15 protein-coding genes and 4 pseudogenes are annotated in these 23,464 nt (G+C 37.5%); 8 read left to right on the forward strand and 11 right to left on the reverse strand.

Annotated features, from left to right (window positions below):
• Positions 1-7 precede the first annotated feature (7 nt).
• From IGQ45_08370 to IGQ45_08380, 3 genes are all read right to left on the reverse strand, one after another.
• A complete protein-coding gene (locus IGQ45_08370) occupies positions 8-5,218 on the reverse strand; it encodes a choice-of-anchor L domain-containing protein (GenBank protein MBF2057227.1) in 5,211 nt (1,736 codons plus the stop codon).
• Positions 5,219-5,396: 178 nt separating this feature from the next.
• Positions 5,397-7,211, reverse strand: a complete 1,815-nt coding sequence (locus tag IGQ45_08375) for an ABC transporter ATP-binding protein (GenBank protein MBF2057228.1) — start codon at positions 7,209-7,211, stop codon at positions 5,397-5,399.
• Between the two features lie 90 nt (positions 7,212-7,301).
• Positions 7,302-8,501, reverse strand: a complete 1,200-nt coding sequence (locus IGQ45_08380; GenBank protein MBF2057229.1) for a glycosyltransferase family 4 protein — start codon at positions 8,499-8,501, stop codon at positions 7,302-7,304.
• 100 nt (positions 8,502-8,601) lie between these two features.
• On the opposite strand from IGQ45_08380, the gene gloB reads away from it, so the two are divergent.
• Both gloB and IGQ45_08390 read left to right on the forward strand, forming a co-directional pair.
• Positions 8,602-9,375 carry a hydroxyacylglutathione hydrolase gene (gloB, locus tag IGQ45_08385; GenBank protein MBF2057230.1) on the forward strand — a complete coding sequence of 258 codons (774 nt, stop codon included), beginning with the start codon at positions 8,602-8,604 and terminating at the stop codon, positions 9,373-9,375.
• 193 nt (positions 9,376-9,568) lie between these two features.
• The gene (locus tag IGQ45_08390) at positions 9,569-10,960 is read left to right on the forward strand and encodes an LCP family protein (GenBank protein ID MBF2057231.1); all 1,392 of its coding nucleotides are present in this window, start codon (positions 9,569-9,571) and stop codon (positions 10,958-10,960) included.
• A gap of 141 nt (positions 10,961-11,101) precedes the next feature.
• On the opposite strand, the pseudogene IGQ45_08395 reads toward IGQ45_08390, so the two are convergent.
• Positions 11,102-11,990: pseudogene (locus IGQ45_08395) on the reverse strand (transposase).
• Between the two features lie 134 nt (positions 11,991-12,124).
• Between IGQ45_08395 and IGQ45_08400 the strand changes: the two are divergent.
• Both IGQ45_08400 and IGQ45_08405 read left to right on the forward strand, forming a co-directional pair.
• Positions 12,125-12,322 carry a type II toxin-antitoxin system HicB family antitoxin gene (locus tag IGQ45_08400; protein MBF2057232.1) on the forward strand — a complete coding sequence of 66 codons (198 nt, stop codon included), beginning with the start codon at positions 12,125-12,127 and terminating at the stop codon, positions 12,320-12,322.
• Positions 12,319-12,522 (forward strand): annotated as a pseudogene (locus IGQ45_08405) (type II toxin-antitoxin system HicA family toxin). The gene IGQ45_08400 and the pseudogene IGQ45_08405 overlap by 4 nt, the downstream one beginning before the upstream one ends.
• Positions 12,523-12,531: 9 nt before the next feature.
• Here IGQ45_08405 and kdpA read toward each other — a convergent pair.
• Positions 12,532-13,773: pseudogene (gene kdpA / locus IGQ45_08410) on the reverse strand (potassium-transporting ATPase subunit A).
• A 240-nt stretch (positions 13,774-14,013) separates the two neighbouring features.
• On the opposite strand from kdpA, the pseudogene IGQ45_08415 reads away from it, so the two are divergent.
• Positions 14,014-14,475, forward strand: a pseudogene (locus IGQ45_08415) (IS982 family transposase).
• A gap of 120 nt (positions 14,476-14,595) precedes the next feature.
• On the opposite strand, the gene IGQ45_08420 reads toward IGQ45_08415, so the two are convergent.
• The gene (locus IGQ45_08420; protein MBF2057233.1) at positions 14,596-16,239 is read right to left on the reverse strand and encodes an AarF/ABC1/UbiB kinase family protein; all 1,644 of its coding nucleotides are present in this window, start codon (positions 16,237-16,239) and stop codon (positions 14,596-14,598) included.
• An 899-nt stretch (positions 16,240-17,138) separates the two neighbouring features.
• On the opposite strand from IGQ45_08420, the gene dnaJ reads away from it, so the two are divergent.
• Positions 17,139-18,275, forward strand: coding sequence for a molecular chaperone DnaJ (gene dnaJ / locus IGQ45_08425; protein MBF2057234.1), 1,137 nt, complete (start codon positions 17,139-17,141; stop codon positions 18,273-18,275).
• Positions 18,276-18,473: 198 nt separating this feature from the next.
• Here the strand turns inward: dnaJ and IGQ45_08430 are convergent, their stop codons facing one another.
• Positions 18,474-19,490, reverse strand: a complete 1,017-nt coding sequence (locus tag IGQ45_08430) for a permease (GenBank protein MBF2057235.1) — start codon at positions 19,488-19,490, stop codon at positions 18,474-18,476.
• Positions 19,491-19,760: 270 nt separating this feature from the next.
• Between IGQ45_08430 and IGQ45_08435 the strand changes: the two genes are divergently transcribed.
• Positions 19,761-20,594, forward strand: a complete 834-nt coding sequence (locus tag IGQ45_08435) for a carbon dioxide-concentrating mechanism protein (protein MBF2057236.1) — start codon at positions 19,761-19,763, stop codon at positions 20,592-20,594.
• A 237-nt stretch (positions 20,595-20,831) separates the two neighbouring features.
• On the opposite strand, the gene IGQ45_08440 is transcribed toward IGQ45_08435, so the two are convergent.
• The 4 genes from IGQ45_08440 to tatA form a co-directional block, all read right to left on the reverse strand.
• Positions 20,832-21,365 (reverse strand): late competence development ComFB family protein, encoded by a 534-nt coding sequence (locus IGQ45_08440; GenBank protein ID MBF2057237.1) that lies wholly within the window; start codon positions 21,363-21,365, stop codon positions 20,832-20,834.
• Between the two features lie 238 nt (positions 21,366-21,603).
• The gene (locus tag IGQ45_08445; protein MBF2057238.1) at positions 21,604-22,146 is read right to left on the reverse strand and encodes a GIY-YIG nuclease family protein; all 543 of its coding nucleotides are present in this window, start codon (positions 22,144-22,146) and stop codon (positions 21,604-21,606) included.
• 9 nt (positions 22,147-22,155) lie between these two features.
• Positions 22,156-22,377, reverse strand: coding sequence for a hypothetical protein (locus tag IGQ45_08450; GenBank protein ID MBF2057239.1), 222 nt, complete (start codon positions 22,375-22,377; stop codon positions 22,156-22,158).
• 2 nt (positions 22,378-22,379) lie between these two features.
• A complete protein-coding gene (tatA, locus tag IGQ45_08455) occupies positions 22,380-22,547 on the reverse strand; it encodes a twin-arginine translocase TatA/TatE family subunit (protein MBF2057240.1) in 168 nt (55 codons plus the stop codon).
• Between the two features lie 72 nt (positions 22,548-22,619).
• On the opposite strand from tatA, the gene IGQ45_08460 reads away from it, so the two are divergent.
• The gene (locus IGQ45_08460; protein MBF2057241.1) at positions 22,620-23,357 is read left to right on the forward strand and encodes a phycocyanobilin:ferredoxin oxidoreductase; all 738 of its coding nucleotides are present in this window, start codon (positions 22,620-22,622) and stop codon (positions 23,355-23,357) included.
• Positions 23,358-23,464: the final 107 nt, after the last annotated feature.

Genomic DNA, 23,464 nt, shown 5'->3' on the forward strand with positions numbered 1-23,464 from the left:
TTCTAAATTACCAAGGATTACCAATCATGGTGAAGGGCGCCCAATAAAAAGGATGAGAAAAATCCTCCCCTTGTCGAGACACTGGCGGTAAATCAGCCAAAGAAATCTCTTTATTTGAAGTAGTAATAATTTCACCATCAGCAGATTTAGCCGTATCACCTGTTAACATACTCAGTTGGGCTTGACGTAACGCTTCCGCCTTAATAGTTTGATTTTGTAATTGTTGATAAAATTCCGTCATTAAAGCCAAAGTGCCAGTATCACTGACTTGCCACACACTACCCAGCGCACTCCGCACCCCAGCTTGTACAGCCAAACCAGCAAAACCCAACTCAGCCAACTCATTACCAAAAGCAGTATTACAAGCACTTAACACCAATAAATCAACGTCCAAATTACCTAGATTTAAAGTGCGTAACTCATTGATATTGAGACGAGAATCATATAATTGAATATAACTTTGACTCAAATCATCAGGGTTAAACTCCCCATGAGTCGCAAAATGTACGATACCATAACTCTGATTCAAACTAGCACGAACATTATCTAAAGTAAAATTACTACTATCCAATCGGGAAACATTAGGATTATTTTGCCAAACAGTCTGCACCGTAGGTAATTCTAGTCCAGCCGCCGGTAAAGGTACAACTTCAGGATTAGCAAACTCAGAAGCGCCCATGGCCAGTAAATTACGGTCTTTGATGCTACGGTAACGGTTATCATTAAGATTAATACTTGGTGCTAAACCACTACTGTATTTTTCCACCAAAAATTGACCACTCTTGGCATCATGAAGTGCCGCCAAAGGTACAAAACGAATATCCCCGGGTAATAAATATACCAAATTTTCTATTTCCTGCGCTGTCAGTAACTCCTCCAAAGGTTCCACTAACCAGCTATATAACTTTTGAGCGTCTGGCAAATAATCATCATTCAAATCAAAAGCATTAGAAACATTGGCCCATAAATCCGTAGCAGTTTGCACCACTTCCTCACGGCTAACAGGCACAACTACCCTTAACGGTTTACCATCTGGGGTAATCATGAGAATATCCAGACGATCGCTAGGGGCGCTATCTGGGCGCAAAAAAGTAGCAATATCAGGAGTGTCAACCCCTACCGCTTCAAATTCTTGAGTTTTCAGCGCCTCTCGCCGTGCCAAATCATCATCGGCTGTGGCAGGATTATAGTTAGCCGGAGTAAAGGTGACATGAATAAAGCTACTTTTAACCCCCGTTTCTGTGGCCAAATCCTGTAAAATTCCTTGAGCGCCCTCAATAGTTGTTACCGCTAGATTGGGCGTATAATTGGCATTGGGATCAAGATTTGTGCTAGAAGGTGATTCGTTATTAGTGGGGTTAGGAAATATTTTCCCTTCTGTTAATAATTCCTCTCTAGGATCGATAGGAGTTTCTACGGGAGCTTCTACAGAAGGAGACTGAGATATAATACTAACATTTTCTTGAATAGAAGTAAAAGGGAAAACCTCATCAGAAATATTGAGGCGAGAAGTTTCGATATTGCCTTTAGTGCCATTAATAATATCCTCACCAGTCACCTGAAAAGGCACAGGTAAATTATTATCATTTAAACCACCATATTGAATTTTAACTAAATCTCCCGATTCTGTCCCTACCGTAGAAATACTCACATTTGATTCAGGTAATACCCCCGTAGCTTGGAATAAATTACCAGTGCGAATATCCACAATTCCCCCTCTACCGTCACTTCCGCGCGCATTGATAGTATTAACTAAAACATTGTTACCAGCATTAATATTAAGATCAGCGCCCCTCACCCCAGCTAAGTTAAGGTTATTGGTAATAACTGAACCTTGACGACTTTCGAGGTTAATATTAGCTAAACCTCCCGTATTGCCACCCAGTACACGAGTATCACCAAAAGAACTACCTTGAATAAATACCGCCGAATCTAATGCAGTGTCACTCACATCAGCGATGGCAAATTTAATGGTATAGCTACCCGGTTCAAGATTCCCCGTTTGAGCGGTTAAAGTATTGGTAAAACCATCAAACTCTAAGTTAAAAGGAGAGAGTCCCGTTTCTGGATTGATAGTATTATCATTGAATAACTGTGGATTAGTGGCATCAACCCCCGATGGATTACCATTATTAATAGTATTCACTGTCACTGGTTGATTAGTATTCGGCACTACAGCAATATTTCTACCGTTGAGAAAGAAACCAAATACATCATTAAAACTACTATTAACAAACTCGTTATATTCTTCTGAAGCAAAAATATAGTTAACAAATAAATTTCCCCCTTCCGTCTCGAAGGTAATCTCTAATACTGAAGCATCCTGAGTTAAACCTTCCGTAATTAAACCATTCAAGTCCACATCTCCGGGAGTTAAATTATCAGTAGTTTTACCGCCTTCTGTATTAGCGCCCACCGCATCATTAACATTACCCGTAGAAAGGATAATCCCCGTATCAATACCCAAACCTACACCACTGCCACCGCTAAAACTACCAGCAGAAGTATCAGCGCCCGTAAATTTAGCCTCTGTGACGTCAACACCTTCTCCCACAATGGCATCAGCTAACTGTTGGGCATCATTAGAAGCGGTGACAGTTAAATTATTATTACTATTAGCGCCGTCATTTCTTGTTTCATCAACTTCCGAAGCAGGAATCACGGTAACATTATTTAAGGTTAAGTCTTCCGTAGCGGAAAGAGTAATATTACTACCAGCTTCTACTGTGGTGTCTTCTGTTACAGTAATACTACCCTGTTGAGAATCCATCAATATGTTACCTGATAGGGCGAGGGGCGCGTTAATTAGAATATCATTGACACTAATTAAATCATTGCCCAAATTAACTTTTTGACTATCAGCGATTGTTAAAGTATTGAGAGGATTTTGGCGCCCCACATCTGCATTAAAGTTAATTAATCCAGCACTATCTAGCAGTAAATTACGAGGGTTGGCATTGGTTTGAATAGGTAAAGTCGCTAACACCCCAAAGGCATTACTAATGGTTGTTTCTGCGCTATCTTCTGGATTAACAGGAATATTGATATTAGCTGAGTTAATTTGATTGAAAGTTAAGTTATTACCTTGAAAAGCAAAATCATTACCTAAGAAAAGATTACCGCTAACGGTTTGATTCCCGCTTGTGATAATTTTACCGTCAATGATTGCCACCGCATTTAAGCCACCATTTGGGAAGAAGGGCGCTAATTGAGGGTTATCTTTCAAAGTAACTAAGGCTAAATTACCCGAAACCGTTAAAGATTTACCAAATAAACCAGATAAAACAATAGTATCACCTCCCGTGATGGTAATATCCCCAGCGCCCTCCGTGGGGTTAGGTGCGCTATTATCTTGAGGAATAGAGGGTAAATCAGCCACCGCACCACTGAGAAGAATATTACTCCCTGTGATGGTTATATCACCAGAGGAAATCGCACCTCCTGTAAAAATTCCTCCTAATGCCACATTACCACCGCTACTAATACTTAAATTACCACCGTTACTATTAATCGGATCATCTGAACTTGTGGTTAAACTGGTTATCAGAATATTTCCCCCAGTTTCAAGGTTAATATTACCGCCATTGCCACCGCTTAATAAAGATGAACTATCAAGATTATCAATATTTATACCGCCACCACTGATAATGTTAATACTACCGTTATTACTAGAGATTTCTAAATCTGCGCCTTTTATATCTCCCCCTGCTGTTAAAGCAACATTAAGCGCCCCTCCCCCCAAAAAGTTATTCTTGAAAATAATGTCATTATCAGCAATGAGACTCAAAGTCGGCACTATTTCTCCTTCCTGAGTGACATTAATATCAGTTTCTACGGTGATATTACCTTCTGCCAATGCTTCCGAGGCGGTAGTAATGGTGACGCTTACCCCTTCATTTAAAGAATTTTCAATTTGTGTGGCATCCACAAAGGAATTATCTGCTGTGGGTTGAAATAAATTAGGATTACCACCGTCAAAATTACCGTCAATACTACCATCTTCTGTTCTATTAATAACAATATTTGAGGGGTCTAACAACCATTCCCCTGCTAAAACTGATCCTAATGCAGAAAGGTGGAGGGCGCTGGATGTCTCCACTTTACCACCATTTCGGGCGCTAATATTGCCATAAAATTGGGTATTTTCCTTTGACCATAATACAACAGTTCCCCCCTGTTGACTACCATCCACATTAATAGTCGAGTCACTATCCATCACAGTAACCGCTGAGGTGGGTAAATTTCCTTTACCTTGCCAATCGCCACCAAGTTTGACACTTCCCCCCGTTTCCCCTTGTGCGGAAAGATTTGCACCCAATAAACCGACATTTTTCCCTAAAACTGTTACGCTTCCTCCCGTCTCTACTCCGTCAGCATTCAAACTATTATTAACAATGGCGTTGCCCTGCCCTGTTGGTATTTCTGTATTATTAATAGTAACTTTCTCCCCCGTCAATAAAGTGGGCAAATCTTGGGGGGTGAACCCTAATAAATTTCCTTGCTCATCTTGCGGTATATTAAGCTCTAAGCTCAGTAAACTGCCTTCAGGGGTTATTTTTATCCTTGATGTGCCTTCAATGGCTTGTATGAGAATATTTCCTGATGGGGTGGTGATTTTTCCGGTATTGATAACATTGCCACCGATAAGAGTTAAATTTTGCCCTGTGGCTAAAGATAAATCACCTTTGTTGACGATGCTACCGATATTATCTTGATTAAAAATAAAACTGCTAGGATTACCTAACAAATTATCGTAATTGTTGGGGTGGAGGGCGCTAAAGGTTTCTTCACCAAAACCGATACCTGTGGCAGTGGTAGCGGTAAAATCTGCTGGTACATTTAAACTAAAATTATCCCCAAAAACAATACCAGCAGGATTGAGAAAAAAGAGATTAGAGTTACCGCCCATAACTTCCATCAACCCATTAAGTTGGGAAACATTGCCACCGGTTACACGAGTTAAAATATTTTGAATATTAGGATTAGTCAAGAATGTAGCGATTTGATCTTGACTTAAACCAAATTCTTGGAAACTATGGAATAAATTTTGACCATCCCTTGATAAACTTGTACCATCAATGGTGATTTGCTGTCCTTCTCTGGTGATGATGGTGGCAGTTGTACCATCAATTTTTATTTCTTGGGCGAGGGCGCTGGTATGATGGTTAAAAAGTAAGCCTGAGATTACTGTTAGCAGTAAATTTACTTTTTTATTCATGGTGGTTAAGAAAATTAGGGCAAATTTTGCTCAAATTATAGCTAATTTAGCTCATTATAAAGATCATTCTCTAAGCAAAAATTAAGAAACTTTACGTTAACATTAGTTTTACTCTCTTAAACTACCTTTGTGCCTTTGCGCCTTTGCGAGACATAAAAATATAGTTGTTACTGAATTTTTAATTTGGCTGGGGAATAGAAGGAGTATTTTTAAATTGCATAGCATAAAGTTTGGCATAATAACCATTTTGTGCTAGTAATTCTTCATGAGTACCGACTTCTTGAATTTTACCTTTTTCTAATGCCACAATTTGATCAGCATTTTGGATGGTAGAAAGACGATGGGCAATAACTACCGTAGTGCGATTTTGACACAAGTTATCTAGGGCTTCCTGCACGACTTTTTCAGAAACGGTGTCGAGGGCGCTGGTGGCTTCATCTAGCAACAATAACTCAGGATTACGTAATAATGCTCTAGCGATGGCGATACGTTGTTTTTGCCCTCCTGATAATAATACACCTCTATCTCCTATTTCTGTTTCTAATTGTTGAGGTAATTCCATCACAAAATCATAAGCATTGGCTTGTTTTAATGCATTAATTAATTGATTATCATCAATATTTTCTAAACCATAAGAAACATTGTAACGGACACTATTATTAAACAAAAAAGTGTCTTGACTTACTACTGCCATTTTTGCTCTAATAGTTTTTAACTCATATTTTTTATAATCAATATTATCAATTAAAATTTTTCCTTGGGTGGGATCATAAAATCTAACAAATAAATCCCCTAAAGTTGATTTTCCCGAACCAGATGAGCCTACTAAAGCTGTTACTTTTCCTTGAGGAATTGATAATTGAATATTATCTAAAACTACTTTATCATGCCCCGGATATGTAAAGGTGACATGGTCAAAATAAAATTCTTTTTGAAGGGAAGAAAAAGCAATATTACCTTGTGGTAAAAAGGGTTTATCTTGACGATTTAAAAATTCATTAACCACCTCAACACTACTAGATTGATTGGCAAAAGCGTTACGTTGATTATCGATTTGAGCGACCAACGGCACGGCACGAAATAACACTATTAAATAAGTTAACAATACTGGTACTAAAGTATTAGCATTTTCGCCAAGGCTAACTTTTCCAATAATTACAATGGCTAAGATAATCAATATCCCTCCTATTTCATTCAATGGAGAAATAAGCATACTATTGTATTCAACTGCTAAATCTGCCTGTTGTTTTTGATTCATTAAATTGGTTAAATTATAATACTCTTCCTTTTCTTTGCTCATGGATTTAACTAATCTAATTCCTGTTAATATTTCGATTAATTTTTGAGAATAAGTACGAGCAATTTGTCTTTGTTTTCTACCTAATTCTTTTGACCTTTCTACAAAAAATTGATTACTTAAGCTCAGTAAAAATAATAAAAAACCCGTAATTAATGTTAATTGCCACGAAATAGTGAAAAGTATCACTGTAAAAGTGAATAAATTAAAAGAAATAGTAACCATTTTAATGGCGGTATTAACTGACGCAGCAGTGCGAGATGATTCTGTTTCTAAATTACTAATTAATGTGCCAACTTTTGTTCTTTGAAAAAAGTCTAAGTCCACTGACATTAACAAGTCTAATAAGTCGTATTTTAAACGGTTAGATAAACTTTTACTTAACCATGAGCTAAATAAAAGATTTAAGATATTATTAATGTTTTTAAACACAATAATACAAATAATTATCCCTAGCATTAAAGCTATTTTTGTATTACCTTCAAATGTATCAAAAAAACTAAAAGGTTTACTTAAAATGGGAGGAAAATTTTTGGTATCCAGTAAAGTAGGGTCTAATATACTTAAAACTATAGGGATAATCAGAGTAACACCAATACTATTAAAAAAAGCGCCCGAAAAACCAAACAATAAACTTGCGAGAATTAGCCAACGAAATTGAAGCGCATATTTGAGTAGTAATTTGTTATGATTCATGAAAAATGATTAAATAAGGGCTAAAGCCTTAAAGATAAAAGTATATTAATCCAGTGTGATTTGGGCTAAAGCCCTAACTACAAACTTACTTTAAGTTATGACGGAATCGATCACTTGTTGTAACATAAATTCCATTTGCTCTAAGCTAAAATACATAAAATAGCGTTCTCTAGCTTGTAATCCTTTATTCAAGGCTGTGGCATAATCGTTAAAAATATTCTGGATAGTTTCAGCTATAGCTGAGGGTGATTCAGGTTCAACTAAATATCCTGTATCCTGCAATAATTCAGGAATATCACCTACTTTAGTGGCTAGAATCGGTTTAGCCATAGTCATGGCATCGGTCAATTTTAACGGAAATTGAGCAATAGTTTCAAGGGTATCCCGTTGGGGTATCACCATAATATCAGCGCCCGTCACCATTTCGGGCATCATCTCGAAGGGTTGCGGAGGCAGATAAATTAACCATTTTGCCCATTTTTCTTGTAAATATTGATCATAATCATCATAGGGGCTACCGCCTACAATGACAAGGCGTAAATCTTCTTCATTGAGTATATCCAGCGCCCTCAACACATCCTCAACACCTTTGTAGGGGCGAGGGGCGCCGGGAAACATCAACACCCGATAATCTTGTAAACCGTATTTTTCTTTAACGGTTTTTTGATTATAATTAGCTGGGTTAAATAACTGTAAATCCTTCCCTTGGGGAATATAAATGCCCCCGAAACGTTTTTGTAAAAAGAGATTATGGGTAGTAATGGCATCGGCATAACTGGTAAATTTTTCTAACCGTCTCAAGTAGAATGGATGGTCAGGATTTCTTAGTTTACCATCTCCTTTAATAACTTCCTTCATGAATTTTAGGGGATTTAAACCTAAGCGCCAGTCATCTCCCCCATACCAACTCATTTCCCAGTCATCAATGTCTAAAATTAACGGTTTGCGCGCCAAAAGTTTTTTAATAATACCGATGCCAAAACTACTCACTTTCAACTTAACAGCATAAATAATATCCCCATCAATACAACTTAGTAACTCTTTACTAGCTCCAAAAAGATTGGAGTAATAGTCACAAGGAATATAAGTAATGGGAATTTTCGTGGAAAAACGAGGAGTTTCGCTGTCAAAACCTAAGCCAAAAATTCTTACTTGATAGCCTAATCTGGTTAATGCTTCAGCGATCAAAAATGGGCGCACGCCACCGCCCCAGCGCCCAGAACCTTTACTGGATAAGTCACTGACGATAATGGAAATTTTTAAATCAGAATTATTTTTGTTGGTATTCACAAGTTACAGATGGCATTATTTATGATCAATAATCCATTGAATGAAAGACTGATATATAATGGCAAGTTAAGTTTTGTTAATTACACTCGCCATTTATACCATGAATATTATCAGAATACCAGTATTATCCGATAACTATATCTTCATAATTCATGATTCTAATACGAATCAAGTGGCAGTAGTTGATCCAGCCGAAGCTGAACCGGTGTTAAACTGTATCAAAGAATTAAATGGTCAATTAGTGGCAATTTTTAACACCCATCACCATGGCGATCATGTGGGCGGTAATAAAGAATTAATCAAGGCTTTTCCTAATGCAGTGGTATATGGTGGCGAGGAGGATAGGGGTAGAATACCCCATCAACAAGTATTTTTGCAAGAAGGAGATACCGTAGAATTTGTCGGGCGCAAAGGAGAAGTTTTTTTTGTACCCGGCCATACCAAAGCGCACATCGCCTATTATTTTCCCCCCGTCGAAGCGTCAGAGGCTGGGGAACTATTTTGCGGAGATACATTGTTTTCGGGGGGTTGTGGGCGCTTGTTTGAAGGCACACCAGCCCAAATGGTGGACTCTTTGGGAAAAATACGCAGTTTACCCGATCAAACTAGGGTATGGTGCGCCCATGAATACACCCTCAGTAACTTAAATTTTGCTATAACCATTGAAAGTAACAATTTACACTTGCAGGATCGCTATCAAGAGGTTAAGATAGCACGTCAAGAAAATAAATCTACTATCCCCGCTTGGTTGGGCAATGAAAAAATGACTAATCCTTTTTTACGATGGGATAGCCCAGAAATTCAGTCTGCTATGGGTTTTACTGAACCTAGTCGAGTTTTCGGGCGCTTACGGGGCATGAAAGACAACTTTTAAAAGGGCAAAGGTTTGAAAAGGGCAAAGTTAAAAGGGCAAAGGTTAAATAAGTAACCAGTAATTATTCCCTCTGCTTCCCTTTCTCCCTCTGCTTCCCCTTCTCCCCCTTCTCTCCCTTCTCTCCCTTCTCTCCCTTCTCTCCCTTCTCTCCCTTCTCTCCCCCCCTGCTTCCCCTACCACCTAACACCATAATATGTCAGTAAGCAAACTCAACTACCATCCCACGAAAAAAATGCGCCCCAAACCGCAACAGCCCAAAACGCCCAAAAAAGTAAATTGGCTATTAATGGGTTTTGGTTTAAGTGCCATTGCTTCGGTTTCCACTGTGTTAGGGGCGCTGATGGCTCTATCACTTACTCAAACTCCCTTTTCTCAAGTCAGATTATCCGCCAAGGAAGAAGCTGTATTTAACCAAGAAGATGCCGTTACCTTCAGTAGTTTAAATATACCGAATCTCAGTCGCCCTGTTAATATTTTAGTCTTGGGGGTTAAAGTGTTAACCTCCGATATTGCCGATCATCCCAAAGATAATTTAGGCTACCATGCCTTAGTCAATTCTTTTGATGGCTTATCCGATAGTATATTATTACTAAGGTTTGATCCTCAAAAAAATGATGTGGTGGTTTTATCCATTCCTAGGGATACTAAAACTTTTGTGCCTGATGTGGGAATTACCAAAATTAATGAAGCTAATGCCCATGGTGGTCCGGCTTTGGCGGCGGAATCAGTGAGTAATATGTTAGATGGGGTGGAAATTGATCGCTACATCCGTATCAATGTGCAAGGGGTAGAAAAATTAATTGATGCCTTGGGTGGCGTAGATTTTTATGTCCCCAAAGATATGAAGTATAGTGATGACAGTCAAAGGTTGTATATTAATCTAAAAGAAGGTCAACAACATCTCGATGGTGATAAGGCGTTACAATTACTACGTTTTCGTTATGATGCTTTAGGGGATGTGGGTAGAGTGCAACGACAACAAGCGGTGCTACGGGCGCTCGTTGAACAGGCTTTAAATCCTCGCACCATCCTCAGAATGCCCGAAATTTTGGGGGTGATTCGTTCTCACTTAGATACAAATTTAAGTACCAATGAAATTATTGCCCTTTCTGCATTTGCTGGGCAAAAAAGTCGCTCTAATTTTAAAATGGTGATGTTACCTGGAGAGTTTAATCAACCAGAAGAAGGTGAGTTAAGTTATTGGCTACCTCATCCTAGAAGTATTAATAAAATTGCCGTGGAGCATTTTAATGCTACTCCAGATTACTACGAGGTGACAGAGCAAGAATTTAACCCTAGTCAAGTGCGTATTGCTATTCAAACGAATCCTGATGACACAGAAAAAGCTCAAAGTTTAACAACCGCTTTAGCTGAAGCCGGTTATAGGCGAGTGTTTGTAAGTTCTATTCCTCAAAATCAACCCTTAGCAAAAACTAGAATTATTGCTCAAAATGGCGATGCTTCTACAGCGGCACGAATTCGTGCTGATTTGGGTATCGGTGAAGTATTGGTGGAAGGCACTGGAGTTATTAGTACAGATGTAACTATTCAGGTGGGCGCTGATTGGCAATATTCCCCAGAATAAGCAGAGTGGTTTCAAGGTAGTATCAAAGTAGATTTGTTGTAAACGTTCAGAGGGTTATGCAACCAAAGAGATTGACTCATCATCTGTGTCAATCTTACCCGAAGTGAAGGAATCTGAAGATGGACAAGGAATGCTATCTCTTGGGATTAAAGATGGGGTCGAATTTCCTTGTCTATTTGCCTCAATAGTTTCTCGGATAAATTCCAAAACATGACGATTTTGAGAACGTAAACTACTTACTACCGTCAGCATTCTTGCCACGAAGATACTACCATTCTCGCTTTGTGAACCAAAACTCGTCTTTTTCCACAGCACCGCTGGACGAATTGCTCTCTCGGCGCCATTATTCGTCGGTTCTAAATTTTCTACATCTACAAATAGCCACAAAGCATTTTCCACCTTCAATAATCCCAAAAAAGTCCTGCATTCCATTCACAATCATACGATAAGAATGACGATATACCCCACTCATCAAAGAGACTAAAGCTACCACTGTAGCACCATAGCCACTTTCACAGACGTTTTCGGGAAAATTAGCTCTTGTTTTCGTGCCACAATGGTCACACTCTAATTGATGTCAGCGATGTTCGACTATTTCTAGTGCCATGGGTGGTATTTCCACTATTTGATGGCGATAAGGATGGTCGTCTCTACCTGAAAGTTTTTCTCCACAACATTTACAGGTTTCAGGTAGGTGGTTTTCAACACTTTTACATTCTGATTCAGGGTATAATTATCTATTCTTGCCAATATGCCCTTTTTGTCCACCTCTTTTTCTTTTTTTACTGTTTAATTTTTGTTTCTTTTCTGGTTTAATAATTTCAGTGGATGGTGGAATGCTCGAATCATTGGAGTTATTATTAACTTTTTCTGCCAGATTTTCTTGTCTTTGTTTTGATTCTTCCAGTTCTTTTTCTAGTTGTTCAATTCTTTGTTTTTGATGCACCACAAAATTTTTCACTCCTTCGGGAGTCAAATCCCATTCTCCCATCGTGTAAAAATTTATTTTCAGTAGTTGCTCTTTTTCCATGTCTCTAAACTACCATATTTTCGTCTCCCCCTGAACGCTTACCCTTGATTTTTGGCTTTGGGTGTATGTTTTCGTTGTGAACGTGGTAGTTTATTCATGACAGAATAAGAATGTATGACTAGGATTCAATAGTTATGAAAATTAAAGTTTTAGTGTGGCAAGAAGATGATGTTTGGTGTGCAAGTGTACCTTCTCTCAAAGGTTGTCATACTTGGGGAGAAAGTTATGAACATTTGTTAGAAATGGTGAAAGAAGCGATCGAACTTTATTTAGACGATTCTATTGAAGAAGAAATACCCGAAAATTATCAACTAATTGAATTAGCCTTATAAAATCTATTTCTGGGAAAAAACTTGCTAAAATTTTAGAAAAGAAAGGCTGGATATTAGTTAAAACTAGAGGTAGTCATTTTAAATTTGAAAAAGGATAAGATTCTCTGATTGTGCCTATTCATAGTAATAAAGATTTACCGATTGGAACTCTTAAAAGTATCATGAAAGATGCGAACTTAACAGAAAATGATTTACTTTGATTCTAAAATTCACAATAAGTTAAACCCTTCTGCGATCGGACCTAAAGCTAACACAGGAAAAAATGTCAATGCACCTAATATCAAAATTACCCCTGCTGTTATACTGGTAAATAACACCGTATCTGTCCGTAAAGTACCAGATGTTAAAGGTACTGGTTGTTTCCGTGACATATTATCGGCTAGTAATAAGAGGGCAATAATTGGCACATATCTACCTAAAATTAAACTAAAGGTTGTACTGATATTCCACCATAAAGTATTATCTCCTAATCCTTCAAAACCTGAACCATTATTAGCGCCCGCCGACCCATACTCGAATACTACTTGTGAAATGCCATGAAAATCTGGGTTACTAATTCCTGCTAAAGTTTCAGGAAAAGCTAAGGTTATGGCACTGGGGATTAAAATAGCGATAGGATGCACTAATAAAATCACACTGGCTAATACTATCTCTGGTTTTTCGATTTTTCGCCCTAAAAATTCGGGTGTCCTTCCTACCATTAATCCTGTTAAAAATACGGTTAAAATCAGGTAAATGAATAGATAGGCTGTACCTGTACCCTGTCCTCCCCAAATTATCTGTAAAAATAGATTAAACATGGTACTAAATCCCCCCGTAGGCATTAGGGAATCGTGCATTCCATTTGCAGCACCGCACACAGTAGCCGTTGTCATAACAGCCCATAAGGCGGTTTGACTCCAACCAAATCTGACTTCTTTTCCTTCTAAGTTGGGTTGGGTTTCTCCTAAAAGGTTATTAACTAAAGGATTACCGTAATATTCTCCTACGGCAGTTATGACAGTCAAGACGGTAAAAATACTAAATACCATCCAAAATATTAACCATGCTTGACGTTTACTATTGGCAAATATTCCATAAGTATAAATTAAGGAAGTGGGAATACTCATCATTGCCAAAATCGCCACTAGATTAGAGAAAGGATTAGGATTTTCGTAGGGGTGCGCTGAGTTAATACCAAAAAAACCGCCACCATTTTCCCCTAATTGTTTAATGATCTCAAAATGAGCAACCGGTCCGATCGCAATTACTTGATTAGCGCCCTCCAACGTTGTTACCGTTACAGGAGGAGATAAGGTTTCTGGTACTCCTGAGATTATGAGTACGATCGCCCCTAGAATAGAAATAGGTAATAAAATGCGAGTAATAGATAAGGTTAAATCCACATAAAAATTACCTAATCTTTGCCCTGTTAAACCCCGAATAAATGCGATCGCCACCGCTAACCCTGTACCTAAAGTCTCTAAACAAACGTATAACTTTGCGTTTATCTTTTCTAAACACTTGTCTAAACAAACCCTTTTCTTTTCCTCATGCAACAAACCTTAAAATCCTTTGCGTCTTTGCGCCTTTGCGAGAAAAAAAACCTTCTCATTATCTCTGTATTTATTATCGTAATTACCCTTGAATTTACTACTCCCCCCGCCTATGTCTTTGGCTATCTTTATACAGGTGCAATTTTATTAGTCAATATTTGCCATAAGAAAAGAGCGAAAAGAAATAAAGTTTTTCAAAACTTAGCCCATTGGGGAAAAAGCTCTATTGACTGATATTTCGGCTTTAAACTTCACTTAATTATTAACGAAATGGGTGAAATCTTAGCATTTAAAATCACCCAAGGAAATGTGGACGATAGAAAAACAGTTCCTTATTTAACCAAGAATTTATGGGGGAGATTATTTGGAGATAAAGGCTATATTTCTCAAGATTTATTTCAAGAGCTATATCAGCAAAATATTAAGTTAATTACGCCATTCAAAAAAAATATGAATAATAAATTATTAGAACCATGGGAAAAGTTGATGTTGAGAAAACGCTCTTTAATTGAAACAGTGAATGACCAGTTACAAAATATATCCCAAATAGTTCATTCACGACACAGAAGTCCCATTAATTTTTTAGTCAATGTAATTGGTGGATTAATTGCTTATTCCACAATGTTTTCGATTTTACTGTTATATCGAACTGAGGTTTTAGAGAAAATACCGTATTTTCTGGTCACTTCCCACTATGCACTATCCACCCCCCTCACGATTGTACTTTTTCAGGACGCTCTATTTCAAGCGCCCGGATCGTAAAATACTAACAATTAGCCATAAACCCAATAAACTTGCCGCCGCAAATAAAATATTACTTAATAACATTAATTGTGCCGTGGAAGCGCCCGTCGAAATAATCGCAGCACCCATAATCAGCGCCCCTACCACAATACTAAAAGATAAACGGTTAGCTGAATCATCCAAACTACGCCGTAAATTATCTAATTCTCTGATTTGTAGATTGAACTGTAAAGTTTCCGAACTTAAGCGATCAAGAATAACATCTAGTTGACGAGGAGAACGTAAACCAATAGATTTTAAATCTAAAACTGTACGAAAAGCCGTTTGTAAAGGAGTATCCCCCACCAGTTGACGGCGCAATAAATCCATCGTTAAAGGTTTTATTTCATTTAAAAGGTTAATATCGGGATTAAATTGACGAGCAACTCCTTCTAAATTGGCTAAACTTTTAGCGTATAAACCCATATTACCGGGTAGCTTAATTTTATTATTTCTACTTACCTCTAAAATCTCATAAAAAACCTCACTAAAATTAATTTGAGAAAGACTCATATTATAGTACTTTCTCAACATAATATTATAGTCATTTTCCAAACGAGCAATATTAGTTTTACTAGAATTATTTTCTGATAATTCTAAAGTTAACTGGGCGCACTTCTGAGCATCAATATCCACTACTGCCAACAACATTTCTGTTAATAACTGTTGAGTACGAGGGTCTAAACGCCCTATCATACCACAATCAATCAAACCCAAGCGCCCGTCATCCAAGTAAAAAATATTACCCGGATGAGGATCAGCATGAAAAAAACCATCTACATAAATTTGTTGAAAAAAAGCTCGAAATAATAAAGTGCTTAAATCAGCAATTAATTTACTATCTTCTGGCATTTTTGCCTTGAGAATTGGCTTACCCTGTAACCACTCCATTACCAAAATTTTTTCAGTGGTATAATCCCAATAAATTTTAGGGACAGCGATTTTTTGAGGATCAAACCATTTACTCTGATTCAGATTAAATCTTAACTTTTCTGTAAAAGTAGCTTCTTTCCTAAAATCTAACTCTGCCAACACCGCATTAGTAAACTCTTCCGCTAAACTAACCACATCATAATCATTGCCAAAATCACTCAACGCCACCAAATCGGCAATACCTTTGATGATACTAATATCTTGATTAACAATGCGTTCTATATTCGGGCGCTGAACTTTGATCGCTACATCCTCTCCGCTTATTAATTTACCACGATGTACTTGAGCAATAGAACCAGCCGCTAAGGGTTCTCGATCTAAGTGAGCAAAAATCTGTTCTAAAGGTCGATTATATTGGTCTTGAAGGGTTCTTTCTACCTCTCCCCATGTTACTGGTGGTACTTCTGCCTGTAATGCGGTTAGAGCCTCAATATATCGAGGTGGCAATAGATCAGGTCTAGTGCTTAGTAACTGACCAAATTTAACATAAAATGGACCTAACTGCACTAAAATGCGTTTCAGTACCTCTGGTGGAGGTAATTGAGGTTTATCTGACTTTCCCCCAGTCAAAATTCCTCGCATATAATCCCAACCGTTACCTAAAACGATTTCGATAATTTCTCTTTGTCGAGAACTACTTTTGCCTTTTGTGATTGAACTGGTCATTATTTTAGTGGTTCTTCTACTATTAGGGGTTGAGAAGTGAATCGCTTTACTCCCCTCCCATTTAAAACTGTATATGAGACTTTCACCTCATACGGGTCCTTTGTCATAAATGTTGTCACCTTTCCAAACTTCCGTCTGTTTTGGTTTGAACATCATGGCATTAAGGATTAAAAAGCTGTAGATTGTCGTATTTATTAGACCCTCCTAAGCTCTTAATTATATGGTCGATTTCCATAACATCCTCAGATGTGAAAATTTGTCCACAGTGAGGATACCGTCCTTTTTGTTTCCTGAGTAAGTTGCTTATTTTGGTTGGAATACCTCCATAACCGCTACTCATTCTTTTGCTTCAGTATATCGAATCTCTGTTAAATGGGGAATTGTTTCCTTTAACATTGATATGGTATTTGACTATTGTGGAAGGTTGTTTGTTTAAAATTAACCCTTCTTTGGTTTTGAAAGTACAGTGTCCATGTACTTTCTATCCATTCTTAGAACACAGAACTTTGATTAACAAATCATTTCCCGATTTTTTTAAGTAATATAAATTGTCAGAATTTAAAAATAGCTGAAACTATATTTACTAAAGATACTTAATGGAAAAGTAACAAATGAGGGTTAGTTCAAGCTATGTCTAAATTTATCTTTACCCCCTGCCTTTTGCTCTTTGACCTTATTCATCGTTAAAAGTGAAAAATAGGGTTAAATTTGATGAAAAAATCATAGAATTTTTAACGATTAATGCCAACAGTTTAACGAAAATTTACCAATTTTTGTCCTTTGCTTTCTTCACGCTACTTTTGATAATCAATTAAGTAACATAATATTAAGGTAATCTAGTAGAATGTTAATTAACAGTGTAAAAAAAATAGATCAACAAACGTAGAATTAAAACCGATATGTCAGGCGATTATTACCAAACCCTCGGAGTCTCCCGTGATGCAACCAAAGAAGAAATCAAAAGAGCCTATCGTCAACAGGCGCGGAAATATCACCCCGACGTGAATAAGGAATCGGGTGCAGAAGAAAAATTTAAGGAAATAAATCGAGCCTATGAAGTGCTGTCCGAACCAGAAACCAAAGCTCGTTATGATCGTTTTGGCGAAGCTGGGGTAAGTGGTGGAGGCGCTGGTGCTTCTGGCTTTGATCCTAGTGATATGGGCGGTTTTAGTGATATATTTGAAACTTTCTTTGGCGGTGGTTTTAGTACGGGGGGCGCTACTTCTAGTCGTCGTCGTGGTCCAGTGCGGGGGGATGATCTCCGTCTTGATTTAACTCTCAAATTCCGTGAAGCAGTATTCGGTGGCGAAAAAGAAATCAAAATTCCCCACCTTGAAACCTGTGAGGTTTGTGACGGCACAGGCGCTAAAAAAGGTAGTGGCGTGAAAACTTGTCCCACTTGTAATGGTGCTGGGCAGGTGAGGCGCGCTACTCGTACTCCCTTCGGTAGTTTTGCTCAAGTCACCGTTTGCCCTACTTGTAATGGTGAAGGACAAATTATTGAAGAAAAATGCGAATCTTGCGGAGGGCAAGGACGCAAACAACAAAACAAGAAACTAAAAATTACCATCCCTGCCGGAGTTGATAATGGCACTCGTTTAAGGGTGAGTGGAGAAGGTGATGCTGGTCTAAAAGGTGGTCCAGCTGGTGATTTGTACGTTTATCTCGCTGTAGAAAAAGATTCTCAGTTTAGACGTGATGGTAATAATATTCACTCGGAAATCAGCATCAGCTATTTACAAGCTATTCTTGGTTGTCGTTTGAAAGTTGCTACTATTGATGGTGATGAAGAGTTAGCTATTAATGCTGGTTTACAACCAGATACAGTGCTAACATTGCGTAGTAAGGGTGTACCAAAACTGGGTAATTCTGTGAGTCGAGGTGATCATTTGTTAACAGTTCATGTGGAGATACCTACTAAAATTAGTGGAGAGGAACGAGAATTGTTAGAAAAATTAGCCAAAATCAAAGGAGATCATACTTCAAAAGGTGGTTTCGAGCGTTTTATTGATAGTATTTTTCATAGTAATAAATAGGGTTTCCTGAAAAAGTCTTTTGATGAGGATAGGTCTCAGGCATCAGGTGTCAGGTATCAGGTTAAAGAATGAAAAATCAAGGTTTTGAATGGTGGGCATTGCCCACCCTACGAATAAAATCACTTTATGACCTATACAAAGTTTTTTAAAACAGCTAAAGTAAAGATAAAAAATTTTGTTATTCTCTAGTTTTATACTTTAAAAAAAGTAACTGTAAGACAGGGTAAAAATGAAGGTTAATTGAGCAATTAATATCATTAAATATAGAATCATTCTGGGTTTAAAAATTGATAACATTAAACCCATGGCTTTAATGTCAATCATAGGACCAAATACCAAAAAAGCCACTAGGGAGGCTGTGGTAAAAGTGGACGCAAATGACAAGACAAAAAATGAGTCCACAGTAGAGCAAATAGACACCACCGCCGCTAGAATCATCATGGCAACAATGGAAGTAATGGTATCTTGTCCAATATTTAAGATAATTTCTCTTGGTATAAAAACTTGCACTGAGGCAGCGATAGCACTACCTAACACCAATACTCCTCCTAAATCTCTTAATTCTTGGGTGACGTTATCAATAAACAAGTTTAATTTTTCGGATGTAAAGGGCGATTTTGCTTTTTTTTCCTCAGATTTAAGCAAATTTTCATCCATTTTTACCATTTGCCCTGACTGATTTAAAATAAAACTACCTGAGTTTAATAGGCTATATTCTGAGGTGCTGGGAGATGGTGGTGGTGGATTTAATAAAACCGTGATGCGTTTGGCTAAGGATGGTTTTAAGAGGGGGCGAAAATCTTTTTGGAGGCTAAAAAGGCAACCCATGGAAATAGCAATGGTCAGAGAAAAAAGGATTCTTAACCAAAAGATGATGGGTTGTCCTCGAAATGCTACATAAGTTGACCATAATACCACTGGATTGATGGTGGGCGCTGCTAATAAAAAGGAAACTGCAACGGAAGTGGGCAATCCTTGTAGTAAAAATCGGCGCGCGACGGGAATATTACCGCATTCACAGACGGGAAAGCAAAAACCGAATAAACTGCCCACAATAGAGCCTAGAATTGGGTTTGATGGCATTAAAGAGATAAGTTTTCTTTCATCTACAAAAATTATTAAACTACTAGAAAGCAATACTCCTAACAGTAGAAATGGCATTGCTTCCACCAACAAACTTAAAAATAGGGTGAGGGCGCTGTATAACTGATCCATTAATTTATTTTTATTCTTTCAATGGTCTTAATGACCCTTGATTGATAATCGTACCGATAAACAAGATAACAAATAATAATGGACAATGGATAATTAATAATTGATAATGAAAATTATTATTTCATAGTCCATAATTCATAATTTACAATTCATAATTAATTATCTCCACCGTTAAATTAATCTTGAAGTAAAGAAAGAATAATGTATGATGGAAGAGGAATAATTGTAAATACCCTCAGAGATAATTTAAAAATTTCTCAACCACTGTACATGAGAAAAAAACACGTTAGCCCCGATAGCGCCCTTGGCTTAGTTTCAACCCTCAGTTTTCCCGCCATAGTAGGCACAGCAGATATGATGCTCAAATCTGCTGAAGTGATTTTAGTGGGTTATGAAAAAATTGGCTCAGGGTATTGCACCGCCATTGTGAGGGGAAATATCGCTGACGTGCGCCTCGCTGTGGAGGAGGGCGCTAGAATGGCAGAACAAATCGGACAACTACATACTAAATTAGTCATAGCTCGTCCCATGCCTAATCTGGAGGCGATTTTTCCCATCGGCAGTAAATTGGTGGAGTTAGCTCAACAGGAAAGGGGTTATAGTCGTCTCAGTAATCGGTCTATCGGTTTAATTGAAACAAGGGGCTTCCCTGCGATGGTGGGCGCTGCTGATGCCATGATGAAATCGGCTGATGTACAATTAGCATCCTATGAAACCATAGGCGATGGACTTTGTACCGCCATCATTCGAGGCACAGTGGCAAATGTAGCCGTAGCCATTGAGGCTGGAATGGCAGAAGCCCAACGCATCGGCGAATTAAACGCCGTAATGATTATTCCTCGTTTATTAGAAGATTTAGAACATACTTTGCCTGTTGCTAATTACTGGTTAGAGGAGAAAGAAAAACAACAACCTCTACCGAATTTTGCTCAACAGAAACGCTCTATTCCTCGCAAAAAATTTGTTGCATTACCTGAATTGGAAAAAGTTCCTGTTAATCTTAATCGTGGGCAAAAAGTAGAGTTAAAAGCAGAATTAGAAAATCGACTCCCTCCCCGTAAATCCATACCCTTAGAAATTATTGAGCCTCAAGAAGAAGACTAATTCATAGATGAAATCTTTCCAAATTTCAATCTAGTTTTGACAAAGCTAATTAGGGGTTGCTGAAAAAGTGGAGTCGTGAGGGGGGTGGTTAGTGGATAGTAAAAAGGTTTATAAATCAAAGGTTTTAGCATAATCATAGCTTCTTAAAAATTCCTAATTTTTATCAATGATTGTTGATTTATAACAAGAAGATAAGCATTACAGACTTAAAGGCAAGGGGCTTAAGCCCCTTGATTTTTACTCATAATGAGGTGCTTGAGATTGTAATAATTTTGTAACTTGCTCAAATACATTATGGGATTGAGAACCTTTACTCAGTGCTTGTCTTTCGGGGTGAAATTCTGGGCGCTCTAAATATAATGAGATCGCTTGTTCTACTTGTGTGGTAATAAGTTTATTCAATTCATCCAATGCCTTTGTGCGCTGAAAAGAAGCGCCCTCCTCCGTAGTTGCATAAAGTGGTGGTAAACGATTGAGTGCATAAGCAGATATATCACCCACATCCAATAAACGATTACTGGTAGTTTCAATTTCTGCCACCCTAGAGATAACCTCACTTACCACTAATTCTTCCATGACATTGATAAATTGTTTTCTTGGCATAGCTACCACTTCTCCTGTTAATAAAGCACCCATCAATTTGTCCAAAGATAAATATTCTTCATTGGATAACTCTGCTGACTGCTCACACATTCTACCCACTTCCCCTTCCATCGTCGGGGTTAAATAGCCACTTTCCAATGCTTGATCAACAATCTCTGTAATTTTCATCGCCACCACTCAATTATTTATGCAAAATACCTCTTTTATTTTAACCTCACTTTGAGTGATGGAAATAATTAATAATTTCTTGATCCAATCAAGAGACTCTCTGTTCTGCAACTTTGCTAAGTTAGTTTATGTTATTAGGTTTTGCTACAAAAACGAAGTCATGAACAAATATTAATGGGATAAGTGAGTATAGTCATTTTTCTTTCAATGTAATAGGGACAATGAAAAAAATTATTTTCTAAGATTTTAAATCTAATAAACCTTGTTCTTTTAATTTAGGATTAAAGCGAACTTCAAAATTAATTTGTCGCTGATTTAGTTGTTGTTTAATTTCTTCTTCCACTCGGCGAGATATTTTTTTTAGAACCTTAATCTTACCTAACTCATCACTATTTTGATAGATTTGTTTGTCTTCCTCTGTCATGGTTAATTTAGCATCAATAGGTTGATTCCATTGACTTTCTTTTTCGCCATTACCCACGGGAATGTCACCATTTTCAGTTAACCATTGGTTTTTTATATCCTCTAAAATTGAGCGCGAAGGGCGCTGGATTTCGTAATATTTATACCAGTAGCATTCCTGAGGCTGTCTGACTAAATGTTGTTTTAAACTTAGTAATAGATTACGAGAATAGCCTATGTATTGTAATTTTTTTTCTTCATTATAAATGGAATAAATAGCAATTTTATTATCTAAAGTTTTATTTATTGAACCATCTTGACCTAAATAGGAATTAAATACTAATTCTACCAACTTAATTTGATCTATCTCAACGGACATAATTATATTTTATTTAGTTTTAGGGGATTTTTTATAAGCCTTGGCGGAGGCAGTAGTCCAAAAATAAACAGCAATACCAAAAGGAATAATTCCAAACCCTATTCCTGTCATAACAGGATGATTTTGAGCAATGGGTAATGTGAGCATACAAGCAAGAATTATTAGGCAATAAATTAAGCCTAAAAATGGTAAACCAATCACTAAAAAAGCAAATTTTGTATCTTTATCCATAATTATTTAAAATCCTGTTCTTCTTCTTCTGATGGTGGATTAATTTCTTCTTTAAAACCTCTCAAACTCTTACCTAATGCGTTGCCTAATTCGGGTAGTTTTTTGGGTCCAAAAATAAGAATGACTACCACTAAAATAATAACAATTTCGGGAATACCTAAGCCAAACATAATGTTTATTTCCGATAATTAACGTTTAAATGTACACTGATAACTGCATGATAACGAAAAATGATGATCACAATGAGCGATATTTTTAATTCTAGTTTAAAAGAAAGATTACATCCTTTAATTAATCAGTTAGCTGATAGTATAGTACAAACTTGGTCAGCGCACCTCACCCTGAGCGATTATCAGTTGCCAGAGAATTTAGGTTATGTGGAAGGGAAGTTAGAAGGAGAAAGGTTAACCATTCAAAATTGTTGCTATCAAAGCCGTGAATTTCGCAAAATGCACCTTGAGTTGGCAAAGGTGGGAGAAAATTTAGATATTTTACACTGTGTGATGTTTCCTCGTTTTGGCTATGGTTTACCCATGTTTGGTTGTGATATTGTGGGCGGTAAAAGGGGTATTAGTGCCGCCATTGTGGATTTATCTCCCACCAGCGCCCTCCGCACCCTCTCAGAAGACTATCAACAACGGTTAGGGGCGCTTTCTGATGATGGTTTCAGTGAAAAACGAGAATTACCCCCTTGGGGTGACATTTTCTCCCCTTACTGTTTATTTATCCGCCCCCACGGTGATGAAGAAGAGCAAAATTTTATTAATCGAGTCACCAATTTTTTAACTATACATTGTCATATTGCTTTAGAATCTCAACTTTTATCAGCAGAAGAAGGACAAATATATTTAGCAGGGCAAAAAAATTATTGTCGTCAACAGCAGTTGAATGATAAAACGCGCCGTATTTTGGAGAAGGCTTTTGGCGAGGAATGGGCAGAAATTTATATGACTCAAGTCTTATTTGATATTCCTAATTAGGTGAAGGGAAAAGGGCAATGGGCAAAGGGCAAAGGTTTTAAAAGGGCAAAGTTAAAAGGGCAAGGGGCAAAGGTTTTAAGGCTTACAAATTAGTAATACGAATATCT

The organism is Cyanobacterium sp. T60_A2020_053 (assembly GCA_015272165.1).
In the GTDB taxonomy this organism is placed as follows: Bacteria; Cyanobacteriota; Cyanobacteriia; order Cyanobacteriales; family Cyanobacteriaceae; genus Cyanobacterium.